General features: G+C 63.2%; 9 protein-coding genes. 4 read left to right on the top strand and 5 right to left on the bottom strand.

Features of this window, described 5'->3' with window-relative positions:
- Positions 1–35 precede the first annotated feature (35 nt).
- A complete protein-coding gene (locus LJ656_RS26840) occupies positions 36–2,000 on the top strand; it encodes a beta-galactosidase (RefSeq protein WP_230512553.1) in 1,965 nt (654 codons plus the stop codon).
- A gap of 183 nt (positions 2,001–2,183) precedes the next feature.
- Complete coding sequence (locus LJ656_RS26845; RefSeq protein WP_230512554.1) at positions 2,184–3,407, top strand: glycoside hydrolase family 53 protein; 1,224 nt, start codon at positions 2,184–2,186, stop codon at positions 3,405–3,407.
- A 139-nt stretch (positions 3,408–3,546) separates the two neighbouring features.
- Here LJ656_RS26845 and LJ656_RS26850 read toward each other — a convergent pair whose 3' ends face one another.
- The 3 genes from LJ656_RS26850 to LJ656_RS26860 form a co-directional block, all read right to left on the bottom strand.
- Positions 3,547–3,879 (bottom strand): hypothetical protein, encoded by a 333-nt coding sequence (locus LJ656_RS26850; protein ID WP_230512555.1) that lies wholly within the window; start codon positions 3,877–3,879, stop codon positions 3,547–3,549.
- 250 nt (positions 3,880–4,129) lie between these two features.
- Positions 4,130–4,600, bottom strand: a complete 471-nt coding sequence (locus LJ656_RS26855) for a hypothetical protein (protein WP_230512556.1) — start codon at positions 4,598–4,600, stop codon at positions 4,130–4,132.
- Between the two features lie 834 nt (positions 4,601–5,434).
- Entirely contained in the window at positions 5,435–6,055 is a 621-nt protein-coding gene (locus LJ656_RS26860; protein ID WP_230512557.1) for a PadR family transcriptional regulator, read from the bottom strand.
- A gap of 127 nt (positions 6,056–6,182) precedes the next feature.
- Here LJ656_RS26860 and LJ656_RS26865 point away from each other — a divergent pair, with 127 nt between their 5' ends.
- Both LJ656_RS26865 and LJ656_RS26870 read left to right on the top strand, forming a co-directional pair.
- Complete coding sequence (locus tag LJ656_RS26865; RefSeq protein WP_230512558.1) at positions 6,183–8,216, top strand: NADPH-dependent 2,4-dienoyl-CoA reductase; 2,034 nt, start codon at positions 6,183–6,185, stop codon at positions 8,214–8,216.
- Between the two features lie 65 nt (positions 8,217–8,281).
- Entirely contained in the window at positions 8,282–8,722 is a 441-nt protein-coding gene (locus LJ656_RS26870; RefSeq protein WP_230512559.1) for a nuclear transport factor 2 family protein, read from the top strand.
- A 126-nt stretch (positions 8,723–8,848) separates the two neighbouring features.
- On the opposite strand, the gene LJ656_RS26875 is transcribed toward LJ656_RS26870, so the two are convergent.
- Both LJ656_RS26875 and LJ656_RS26880 read right to left on the bottom strand, forming a co-directional pair.
- On the bottom strand, positions 8,849–10,207 hold the full coding sequence (locus LJ656_RS26875) for an MFS transporter (protein ID WP_230512560.1): 1,359 nt from the start codon (positions 10,205–10,207) through the stop codon (positions 8,849–8,851).
- Between the two features lie 304 nt (positions 10,208–10,511).
- Positions 10,512–11,984: an outer membrane protein assembly factor BamB family protein gene (locus LJ656_RS26880; protein WP_230512561.1), complete on the bottom strand. Its 1,473-nt coding sequence runs from the start codon at positions 11,982–11,984 to the stop codon at positions 10,512–10,514.
- Positions 11,985–12,017: the final 33 nt, after the last annotated feature.

The raw sequence follows: 12,017 nt of genomic DNA on the forward strand, positions 1-12,017 counted from the left end.
CGGGCTGCGTCGTCAACTCACAACGAGACTTTCACATGCAACTTGGTGTCTGCTACTACCCCGAACAATGGCCGCGCGCGATGTGGGCCGACGACGCGCAACGAATGGTCGAACTCGGCATCACCCACGTGCGGATTGCCGAATTCGCGTGGAGCCGGATGGAGCCGCGCGCCGGCGAATTCGACTGGCAATGGCTCGACGAAGCGGTCGACACGCTCGCGAAGGCCGGCCTGAAACTGGTGCTCGGCACGCCGACCGCGTCGCCGCCGAAGTGGCTGATCGATGCGCATCCGGACATGTTGCCGGTGCGCGCGGACGGCACGCGCTGGAATTTCGGCTCGCGCCGTCACTACGATATCTCGAGCGACACGTACCGGCACGAGTGCGTGCGAATCGTCACCGCGATGGCGCTGCGCTATGGGCGGCATCCGTCGATCGTTGCATGGCAGACCGATAACGAACTCGGTTGCCACGACACGGTGCCGAGTTATTCGCCGGCGGCGTTGACGCGTTTTCACGCGTGGCTAGAACGGCGCTATGAAACCGTCGGCGCGTTGAACGACGCGTGGGGCAACGTGTTCTGGAGCATGGAGTATCCGTCGTTCGACGCGATCGGCCTGCCGAACCTGACGCCCACCGACGCTAATCCGATTCATCTGCTCGACTTCCGCCGCTTCATGTCCGACGAAGTAGCGAGTTTTCATCGCGAGCAGATCGACGTGCTGCGCGAGCACGCGCCGAATGCAGATCTGCTGCACAACTTCATGGGCTTTTTCACGACCTTCGATCATTACCGCTTCACCGAAGACAACGCGATCGACGTCGCCGCGTGGGACAGCTATCCGATCGCGCGCACCGAATCGATCGCATTGCCCGAAGAACAGAAAGCGCGGTTTGCGCGCACTGGCCACCCGGATGTGTCCGCGTTCGATCACGACCGTTACCGCGGCGTCGGCGCCGGCCGCTTCTGGGTGATGGAGCAGCAGGCCGGGCCGGTGAACTGGGCGCCGTTCAATCCCGTGCCCGAGCGCGGCATGGTGCGGCTATGGGCGTACGAGGCGTTTGCGCACGGCGCGGAACTGGTGTCGTATTTCCGCTGGCGGCAGTGCCCGTATGCACAGGAGCAGATGCATTCCGGGCTCAATTTGCCGAATAACGAGTTGTCGCCGGGTGGGCTCGAAGTGCAGCAGGCAGCGCGCGAAATTGCCGGCAGCGCCGTGTTGTCGAATCTCGCCGCGCCGACGCGCGCGGCCGTCGCGCTGCTGTTCGATTACGAGTCGCAATGGATGTTCGAGATTCAGCGCCACGGCAAGAGCTTCGATTATCAGACGCTGGTGTTCGACTACTACGAAGCGCTGCGCGAACTCGGGCTCGATGTCGATATCGTGTCGAGTCGCGCCGATGTTTCGGGCTACCAACTGGTTGTCGTGCCGAGTCTCGCGACGATCGACGACCCGCTCGTCGAGCAGATCGCGCATAGCCGCGCGCAATGGGTGTTCGGTCCGCGCAGCGGTTCGAAGACCGGCGAGTTCGCGATCCCCGGCAATCTGCCGCCCGGCGCATTGCAGCGCGTGCTGCCGATCCAGGTGCTGGAAGTCGAGACGCTGCGCGCGTCGCTGGCGCCCGCGCTGACGATCGACGGCACCCGGGGCCACGCGCTGCATTGGCGCGAGCATGTGCGCGCGAACGGCGAGACGCGCATTGCCGCGCGCTTCGACGATGCGTGGCCGGCGCTGCTGACACACGGCAACGTGCGCTACGTCGCCGGCTGGCTGTCGCATGAACTGCATCGCACGGTGTTGCAGCAGGCGGCGCACGACGCCGGTCTCGAAACGCAGCTGCTGGCCGATGGGTTGCGGCTGCGCCGGCGCGGCGGGCTGACGTTCGCATTCAACTTCGGCGCGCAGGCGGTGCAGGCGCCTGCGCCCCGTAACGCAACGTTTGTGCTGGGCGAGCCGCGCCTGCAAACCGGCGAGCTTTGCGTGTGGCAAGACGCGTGATCCGACGGCCGGCGCGGTTGCGTCGGCTGGTGGGTAACTGAGTCGGTTGGAACGAAGGGCGGTGGGTCACGCCTGGCGCAATAGAAGCAACGCAGTCTGAAACTCGAAGGTTGCAGCACGGACGCATCAAACCAGATCAGGCGGCTCGTCAAAAGCCGCCATTCAATACATGGAGGATGACGGATGAACCGAAGAGAAATACTGGGATGGCTCGCGGGCGCTGCCGCGGCGGGCGTTGGCGCGACAGTCAGTGTGCCGGGTTTCGCGGCGCAGGGCGGTCAGGGTGGTCAAGGTAATCAGGACGGCGATCGGCAACGCGGTGGTCAGCGCAATGATTTCGCTGCCGCCGCGGCGCTCGCGAATCGCTTCGCGATGGGCGCGGATGTCTCGACGCTGCTCGAACTCGAAGCGAACGGCGCGAAGTACTACGAGCACGGCAAGTCGCGCGATTGCCTGGCGATCCTGAAGGATCACGGCGTCGACTCGATCCGGATCAAGGTGTGGAACGATCCGGGCAACCCGAACTTCTTTCCGGCCAATCAGAGCCCGGCGGCCGGCTGGAACAACGCCGCGCACGCGCGCATCCTCGCGCGCCGCGCGGCCGCGCTGGGCCTGCGCGTGCTGATCGACTTTCACTACAGCGACTGGTGGGCCGATCCGGGCAAGCAGTATCCGCCGCACGCGTGGGCCGGCAAGGACCTCACGGAGACCTGCGCGCTGCTGTCGGCGTATACGTCGGACGTGTTGCAGATGCTCAAGCGCGACGGCGTGCATCCGGAGTGGGTGCAGATCGGCAACGAGATCACCGGCGGGATGCTGTGGCCGCTCGGCAAATACGATCAGCTCGACAATCTCGCGGCGCTGCTGAAGGCGGGCCACGACGCGGTGAAAGGCGTCGATGCGCGCACCAAGGTAATGCTGCATATCGACAGCGGCGGCAACAACGCGACGAGCCGCTGGTGGTTCGACGCGATGACGCAGCGCGGCGTCACGTTCGATGTGATCGGGCTGTCGTACTACCCGCAATGGCAGGGTTCGTTCAGCGATTTGCAGGGCAACGCGAACGATCTGGCGACGCGCTACGACAAGGACGTGATCGTGGTCGAAACCGCGTATCCGTGGACCACCAGCGATGGCGATTCCGAACCGAACTCGATGACCAACGTCGGCACCTCGCCGTACCCGCAGACGCCGGCCGGGCAGGCGCAGTTTCTCGGCGCGGTCGCCGACATCGTCAAGGCGATCCCGAACGGTCACGGCAAGGGCGTGTTCTGGTGGGAGCCGGAATGGATCCCGACGCCGAACGTCGGCTGGGAAGTCGGCGCCGGCGATCAATGGGACAACAACACGTTGTTCGATTTCCACGGCAACGCGTTGTCGTCGCTGGATGCGTTCCGGCGGCGTTGACGTTATCGCTGAGGGGGCAGGTTTCGCGCGCCGGCTGTCGGGTGTGGAGCGTGTGGCTGCGTGAGTGGTGGCGTGAGCGGTTATGCGTGCTTGCTTGCGTGACTACGCGCCGAGCGGTGAAGGCCGGCGCGAGCCCGCATTACTGAGCCGACGATGCCTGTCCTTTCTGGCGGTCAAGACACTCCGCCGTGATCGCCATGTTCGCCTGATCGGGCGTCATGCGCGGCGCGTCGGGGGCGAAGATTTTTTCGATGATCGCATCGACGGCCGCGCGGTCGGCCGGGCCCTTGTAATAGCGGGCGGCCTGGTCGAGCGCCTGCGCTTTGGTTTTCTTGTGCGCGCGCCATCCGACGACCTGGCCGGCGATATCGCCGAGCGCGGAGCATTGATCGCTGACTGTCTGCGCGACGGCCTGAGTGGCCGGCTGCGCGACGCACAGCGCGACGAGCGCGGTTACGACTACGCGTTTCATTACCGAAAATCCTGACAAGAGACGCGCGGCGGCGCGGCAGCGGCGACGGTCGCCGGGCGCGGGCCTGTGGGCGCGTGGTGAATGAGCGCGTAGTTTAGCGGGAAGTGGCGCGGGATGCGTTGGGGGCGAGGTGCGGGCGGGGCTGCATGGTTCGCGTTGGGTTGGCTCCGTGATGCACGCGCAGGGCGATGAGAGGCATATCCGGCCGGTCACGGCACACCCCGCCGGAGCGGGGCTGCCGGCGTCGGGATTATTTGATAGCCCTGCTGGTCGGCGTTATGCGCGGGTCGTCGCACAGGTTCTGGCAGCCGTTTTTGCAGAACGGCATAAGACTAACTCGTAGCTGCTTGTAGCCACCCGGACCTGTGCTGTCTGAGGGCAACGGCTCGGTCATGACATGAGTGTCGATATAAATATGTTGTGCTTCGACACCGAGTTGAATTAAAAAATCTCTGATTTCATCGCCTCTCAACTGCGCTAGTTGCCGGGGTTTTTTTTCTGCGGTTGCCGCGCTTGCAATGATCTCCGCTTGAATTTCCACGTCGGGCCATTTTCGTGCGTTCAACACGATGCCTGCAATCTGCATTCGGTAGGAATTAGGAATTCCGGTGTAGTTAAGTGGAACGCTCGTTATGGCGCTTTCAAAAATGGTGCAAGCGCTAGCTTGCTGGATAAAGTTGGCGAAAAGAAAAGTAAAGAAGCACGTAAAAAATTTTTTCATTAAATCACCAGATGTTTTTGGATTTGAATTCTTCGAGCGTATCGTAGTGCGCTATGTAAGAAGCGAAGTTATCGGCATTTTTGCAGGCGGCGTCTGAATTTGAAATTGCCCAGTAATGAAGTCCGAGTCCGTGTCCGTAGATTTTGTCGTCCAAGTCAAACGTGTCTATATAGTGCGTACACTCATGTATGATGATTTTAAGTTTGCATGGTTCTGACACATAGACGTCTTCAACCGTACAAAAATGCGGATAAATAGCAAGTCATACTCACCCGGCTTGCGGTCGTGGCACCAGCATTGAGATGCGGTGCCTAACGCCTCATGCATCTGATAACCGGAGGAAAGCGACCGAAGCGTAGCAATCGGAACGGTTTTTCCGTCTGCGCTCGACACCATCATTCCACCGGGTATGTCCGGGAAATTTTTGTATATTCCATATATAGCGCTGCAGCAAACGCATTCTTCGTTTTCCCTCAACAACCAGCTATGACGCGCATGTCCTGGAAGTCCTTTGAAGCGCAGTAATTCTTCATAGGTCCATTTAGACATATTTAATTTTTCTCCTTGCGGGCGCCATCTCTAAATAAAATTCTGTCCGATCAAGCGGCGCGCGTCTTTCCCTGACCCTCAGGGCCATCCAAAAACAGCAAGCTTGAATTGGTGCTTTTACAGGAAGGTTATTTCGAGAGAAATTAAACTAGTGTCAAAGTTTGCTCTATATCAAACAAGCGACGAATTAAACTGAACAAGCGAGCAAATAACGGAGAAAAGCGTGGCTGCGGCGCCACGCCACGCAGCGGAGGCGGCAGCCGCAAGATGCGTCCACGCAAGCCGCTAACCGCCCCCACCCCGCGAACCCTTACGCCCCGTACCCTTACGCGCCGCACGCTGATCGCCCGACCCGCCAGCCCGCGTCGACCGATCACCGGGCTTGCCCAGCGCAACCAGCGCCGCTTCCAGAATGTCGAGCCAGTTCTTCTCATAGCTGATCCCGACTCGCAGCACCAATAGCTGCAGCGCCGCTTTACGATCTTCGGGTTCCTGAGGAAAGTCCTTCTTCTCCAGCTCCTGATACAACGCGAGCTTCGCCTGATGCAGCCCGAAGCGGCGCTGAACCTCTTTTTCCAGTCCGGTCGGTCCGACCGCGGCCTCGGCCCGCAGGCGCACCATGAATTCGTCGCGAAGCGCGGCGGGTTCTTCCTCCAGCGTGATCCATCGTTTCAACTCGCTGCGCCCGGCGGGCAGAATCCGGTAGCCGCGCTTGCGCCCGCGGGTCGTCTCCTCGGGCAACGATTCGATCAGGCCGCCTTCTTCCAGCCGGGCCAGTTCGCGATAGATCTGTTGATGCGATGCGTGCCAGAAGTAGCCGATCGAGCGGTCGAAACGCGACGCCAGTTCGGAACCGGAGCACGACCGTTCAACGAGGGCGGTGAGCAGGGCATGAGGTAGAGACATGGGCGTGCGCGCAGGAAGAGAAGGGCCACGGATAGAGGGACTTTTCAAAATTCTCGCATTGGCTTGACTGTTTATGCAACTGGTTGCATTATCGGCCAACCTTAATGCAACCAGTTGCATAAACATCATGAGCGACGAGCCGACCCACTATCCGAATCTGCTGAAGCCGCTCGACCTCGGTTTCACCACGCTGAAAAACCGTGTACTGATGGGCTCGATGCACGTCGGTCTGGAAGAAGCGCCGAATGGCTTCGAGCGGATGGCCGCGTTCTACGCGGAGCGCGCGCGTGGCGAAGTCGGGCTGATCGTGACCGGCGGCATTGCGCCGAACGAGCGCGCGCGGCCGATGCACGGCGGCGCGATGCTGACCACGGAAACGCAGGCCGAGGAGCATCGGCTGATTACCGGTGCGGTGCATGCCGAGGGCGGCAAGATCGCGATGCAGATTCTGCATTTCGGGCGCTATGCATATCACCCGCAACTGGTCGCGCCCAGTGCAGTGAAAGCGCCGATCAATCCGTTCGTCCCGCACGAACTGAGCGACGAGGAGGTCGAGCAGACCATCGAGGATTTCGTTCGCTGCGCGGCGCTCGCGCGGCACGCGGGCTATGACGGCGTCGAAATCATGGGTTCCGAGGGCTACCTGATCAACGAGTTCATCGTGGCGCGCACGAATCAGCGCAGCGATCGATGGGGCGGCAGTTATGAGAACCGTATTCGCTTGCCGGTCGAAATCGTGCGCCGGGTGCGCGAACGTGTGGGCCGCGATTTCATCGTCATTTACCGGCTGTCGATGCTCGATCTGGTCGAAGGAGGCTCGACGCTCGACGAAGTGGTCCAGCTCGCGCGCGCGGTCGAAGCGGCCGGCGCGACGATCATCAATACCGGCATCGGCTGGCACGAGGCACGCATTCCGACCATCGCGACCAAGGTGCCGCGCGCCGCGTATGCGTGGGTCACGCAGCAGCTGATGGACAAGGTGTCCGTGCCGCTGGTGGCCACCAACCGGATCAACACGCCTGAACTGGCCGAGCAGTTGCTCGCCGACCGCATGTGCGACATGGTGTCGATGGCTCGGCCGTTTCTCGCCGACCCCGCGTTCGTGCGCAAAGCACGCAAGGGGCGCGCGGACGAAATCAATACCTGCATCGGCTGCAACCAGGCCTGTCTCGATCACACGTTCGCCGGCAAGGTCACCTCCTGCCTCGTCAATCCGCAGGCTTGCCACGAAACCGAACTCGTGATCGAACCGACCGCTGAACGTAAGCGCATCGCGGTCGTCGGCGCGGGGCCGGCCGGGCTCGCGTGCGCGGTGACCGCGGCGCGCCGCGGCCATGCGGTCACGCTGTTCGAAGCCGATGCGCAGATCGGCGGTCAGTTCAACCTCGCAAAGAAGGTGCCGGGCAAGGAAGAGTTCTACGAGACGCTGCGCTATTTCATGCGCCAGATCGAACTGACCGGCGTCGATTTGCGGCTCGACACGCGCGCGAGTGCCGAAGCGCTGCTGCGCGAAGGCTTCGATGAAGTGGTCATCGCGACGGGCGTCGTGCCGCGCGAATTGCGCATCGACGGCGCGAACCATCCGAAGGCTCTCAGCTATCTGGACGTGCTTCGCGACGCGAAGCCGGTCGGGCGGGTTGTTGCGATCGTCGGTGCCGGCGGCATCGGCTTCGACGTGGCCGACTATCTGCTGCATCACGGCGAAAGCGCGAGCCGTAACGCCGCCAGGTTCTTCGTCGAATGGGGCGTAGACACCGCATATCGCGAACGCGGCGGTTTGCGTCGGCCGGCACTGGAGCGGAGCGAGCGTAGCGTGTATCTGTTGCAGCGTAAGAAGTCGAAGGTCGGCGACGGGCTCGGCAAGACCACCGGCTGGATTCATCGCACGTCGCTGAAGGCGCGCGGCGTCGAGATGTTGTCGGCGGTCGACTATCGGCGTATCGACGACGACGGCCTGCACGTGACGATCGACGGCGAGCCGCGCAGCTTCGCGGTCGATAACGTGGTGATCTGCGCGGGCCAGGAGCCGCTGCGCGAACTGGCCGATCAACTGGAAACCGCCGGTTGCCGCGTGCATGTGATCGGCGGCGCCGCCGATGCGGCCGCGCTCGACGCCAAACGTGCGATCCACCAGGGCACGACGCTCGCGGCCGCGCTGTGACATGCGATGAAGTGTGGTCCCGCCCCGCGCGGGCCGTCGTCCCCTTTCCCGAGAACGGAGCTTCCATGAGTCAGACCAGTTTGGCCCTTCAACCCGCGGTCGCGCGCTCGCTCGACGCGTGGCACGCAATGGTGGACAACAAGGATTTCAGCGCGCTCGAATCGATCGTTCATCCGGACGCGGTATTCCGCTCGCCGATGGCGTTCAAGGCCTACGCGCCGGCGCCCGCGCTGCTGATGGCACTGCGCACTGTGATCACGATCCTCGACGACTTCACGTATTACCGGCAATTCAGTAGTCCGGACGGGCTGAACGTCGTGCTCGAGTTCAGCGCGACCGTGCAGGACAAACAGTTGAAGGGGATCGACATGATCCGTTTCGACGAGGCTGGCCGGATCGTCGAATTCGAGGTAATGGTGCGGCCGGCCAGCGGTTTGCAGGCGTTGGGCGCCGAGATGGGCGCGCGCCTTGGACAGTCTCTGCCCGCCTATAAGGCGCAGTCCTGAGTCGAACTGAGCTGAGCGGTGCGCGCCGCGCCAAACAAAAAGCCGCTCTGCAAACAGCAGAGCGGCCTTTCTGATTTACCGACCGGCAGCCTTCGCTCAGGCTGCGTTATCGCAGCGGACGTTCGCTCAATGCCCGAACGATTCCGCTTTCGACGCACCGCTTTGCGCGACCTGCGGACGCGCGGCCTGTTTGATCAGCAGTGCGATACACGACACCAGGCCGGCCACCGCGATCGTCGCGAAGATACCGCCGAACGAGAAGTGGCGGCGCGTCAGTTCGGCCACGAGGAACGAGCCCGCGATCCCGCCGAAGCGGCCCACGCCGAGCATCCACGCAACGCCGGTGCCGCGGCCCGCGGTCGGGTAGAACGCGGCGGCGAGCGCCGGCATCGACGATTGCGCGGTATTCATCAGCACGCCGGCGACGAACACGATCAACACCAGCATGCCGACGTTGCCGGCCGCCTGGCCGATGAAGTACACGCTGATCGCGGTCAGCGCATAACACACCGCGATCACGCGATTCGCGTTGAAGCGGTCCATCAGCACGCCGGCCAGCACCGCGCCGACGCCGCCGAGCGGGAACAGCGCGGAGATCAAAGTGGCGCGTTGCGGCGTGAGGCCGGCGTCCTTCAGCAGGATCGGCATCCAGTTGATCGACGCATAGAAGATCACGAGGCCCATGAAGTACGCGAGCCACAGCATCACCGAGCCGACGATGTACGAACGCGACAGTACCACGCCGAGGCCCTTGCCGCCGGTTTGCGGCGCGGTTTCGGTCATCGTGAACGAAGCGGCTTGCACGGCGTCGCCGGAAATGCGCGCGAGCGCCGCGCGAATCCGCTCGGCCGGTTTGTTATTCGCGACCATGTAGCGGACCGACTCCGGCATCTTCGCGAGCAGCAACAGCAACAGCAGCAGCGGCGTGACGCCGCCGAGGATCAGCACGCTGCGCCAGCCGAAATGCGGAATCATCCATGCGGCGAGGAAGCCGCCGAACGCGGCGCCGAGCGGGAAGCCGCAGAACATCAGATTGATCACGGTCGCGCGGCGGTTATCCGGGCAGTACTCGCCCATCATCGTGACCGCGTTCGGCATCGCGGCGCCGAGGCCGACGCCGGTGATGAAGCGCAGCACGGTAAGGTGCTCGATCGAGTCAGAGAACGCGGAGCCGAGGCAGGCGGCGCCGAACAGCGCGACCGAGCCGAGCAGCATCACGCGTCGGCCGAGCCGGTCCGACAGCGGACCCGAGCCGAGCGCGCCGCACGCGAGGCCGAACAGCGCGGCGCTCAGTACCGGCGCGAGCGCGGGCTTGTCGATGCCCCATTCGGTGATCAGCGAGGGCGCGATGAAGCCGATCGCGGCCGTGTCAAAACCGTCCAGCAGGACGATGATGAAACACATAAAGAAGATCAGCCACTGGAACGGCGAAAACGGATGCTCGTTGATGAAGGTTTGAACGTTCACAGCGGGGCTGCGGTTCATGATGGTCTCCTGACTGCGAAAAAGCCCGCCACGACGAGCTGTTTTTCTCAAGACCGTGCGCCGTCTGGCAATGGCGCACGATGCTGCGCCTGGGCAAATGTGCTGAGCTTCGGCAATGAATCATACTCGCACCGGCCGGCTTTCCGGAACCGGCGCGCGGGCGGTGGAAAGTTCGCGTAAAGAACGCAGATTCTTCACGCGAACGCGCGCCACTCTAGTTAATGAGATGGAGTGGGTCAACGAGGGATTACCCGAAAACGCGGCCCGCCGTCGTGGCGGTGCTTGCCAGGCCGCGCCGGGCGGCTCATTTGCCGTTGACCGAAAACGCGTAGAACGTGTTGCTGCCGGTGCCGAACAGCGCCAGGTGCGAATAGCCGTTGCCCCAGTACACGGTGCCGTTGCCGTCGATCGCGGGACCCGCGTTCGAGCTGCCTTGTCCCGGGTAATCCCACAGCACGTCGCCGGTCGCCGCATTGAGCGCGTACATGTGGCCGCTCTTCGAGCCGGCGAACATCACGCCGTTCGAGACCGACACGGCGCCCTGATCGAGCGAGCTGCCGGTCGGGTCGGCGCGTTGCCACAGCAGCTTGCCGGTGGACGGATCGAGCGCGGCGAACGAGCCCGAGAGCACGGTTGCGCCGTTGATCGTGTAGGGCACGAGGTCCATGTCCGAGCCGGCGATATACACGCGTTTGCCGTCGGTGGCGGTGCCCCACTCGATGCCGCCGCCGAGCGACGAACCCGGCACCACGGCGGTGCTCGACAGGATCGCGCCGGTGTGCGCGTCGAAGATCCAGTAAAAGCCGCTCTTCTGCCCGGCGCCGACCACGAGCCGCGTACTGCCGTCGGCATTGGCGAGTGTGATGAGGTTCGGGCCCGAGCCGAAGTCGTAGTCTTCGCCCGGCGGCGGCGGGCAGTTGTTCAGCAAGCCGACCTCGAGAATGCAGGACGCGTTCCACGTGTCGTAGCCTTGCACGCCGGTCGCCCACTTGATCGCGCCGGTGGTCAGATCGAGCGCCACCATCGAATCGACGTGATCGTCGCTGCTCAGACACGCGGCCGCCGAGCCGCCGTTCAACTGGCAGGCCTTGACCGACGCGGGCACCGAGTAGTTGTTGCCGGTGGTCACGTAGATCGTGTTGCTGGCCGGATCGATCGCGGCGGAACTGCTCCACACCGCCGCGCCGCTGTAGCCGGTGGACAGGCCGTGATTGTCGGGCAGCATGCGCGCGGTCCATTTGATCGCGCCGGTTGCCGCGTCGACCGCGGAGAACGTGCCCTGGAACGAGCAGCACGGATAGGTGACGATGTTGGCGGCCGAGCCTTCCTCGTTCGACGACACCCCGACGTACACCACGCCGTTATAGACGATCGGCGACTGCGTGATGATCGCGGACGGTCCGTTGCTGAGCAGCGTGCGCCACTTCAGGTTACCGGTGTTCGCATCGATCGCGAGCAGGTTTGCGCCGTTCTGGTCGCCGATATAGATCACGCCGTTGACGACCGCCGGGCTGGTGCGTGAAATCGCGCCCGACGCTTCGCCGGCGTACGCATCGATACGATGCTCCCAGATCAGCGCGCCAGTGTTCGCATCCAGTTTGGTCAGGTAGCCAGCCCAGTCCGGGAAATAAACCGCGCCGTTGACGACCGCGGGCGTGGCCGACACGTCGCCGTGGACCGTGTGAGACCACTTCAACGCGAGACTGCCGGCGTTGTTCACGCCGAGTTGCGTCTGCGCGGGCTGGTTGCGCGAGTTGCCGATATCGCGACCGCTCATCGACCAATCCGAGCTGGACTGTGCATGGCTCAC

Origin of the sequence: Paraburkholderia sejongensis (assembly GCF_020880815.1) — a bacterium.
GTDB lineage: Bacteria > Pseudomonadota > Gammaproteobacteria > Burkholderiales > Burkholderiaceae > Paraburkholderia > Paraburkholderia sejongensis.

Coding starts and splice junctions, on each gene's coding strand:
- LJ656_RS26875 (WP_230512560.1), bottom strand. CDS start 10,207: ATGAACCGCAGCCCCGCTGTGAACGTTCAAACCTTCATCAACGAGCAT.
- LJ656_RS26840 (WP_230512553.1), top strand. CDS start 36: ATGCAACTTGGTGTCTGCTACTACCCCGAACAATGGCCGCGCGCGATG.
- LJ656_RS26855 (WP_230512556.1), bottom strand. CDS start 4,600: ATGAAAAAATTTTTTACGTGCTTCTTTACTTTTCTTTTCGCCAACTTT.
- LJ656_RS26870 (WP_230512559.1), top strand. CDS start 8,282: ATGAGTCAGACCAGTTTGGCCCTTCAACCCGCGGTCGCGCGCTCGCTC.
- LJ656_RS26860 (WP_230512557.1), bottom strand. CDS start 6,055: ATGTCTCTACCTCATGCCCTGCTCACCGCCCTCGTTGAACGGTCGTGC.
- LJ656_RS26865 (WP_230512558.1), top strand. CDS start 6,183: ATGAGCGACGAGCCGACCCACTATCCGAATCTGCTGAAGCCGCTCGAC.
- LJ656_RS26880 (WP_230512561.1), bottom strand. CDS start 11,984: ATGAGCGGTCGCGATATCGGCAACTCGCGCAACCAGCCCGCGCAGACG.
- LJ656_RS26850 (WP_230512555.1), bottom strand. CDS start 3,879: ATGAAACGCGTAGTCGTAACCGCGCTCGTCGCGCTGTGCGTCGCGCAG.
- LJ656_RS26845 (WP_230512554.1), top strand. CDS start 2,184: ATGAACCGAAGAGAAATACTGGGATGGCTCGCGGGCGCTGCCGCGGCG.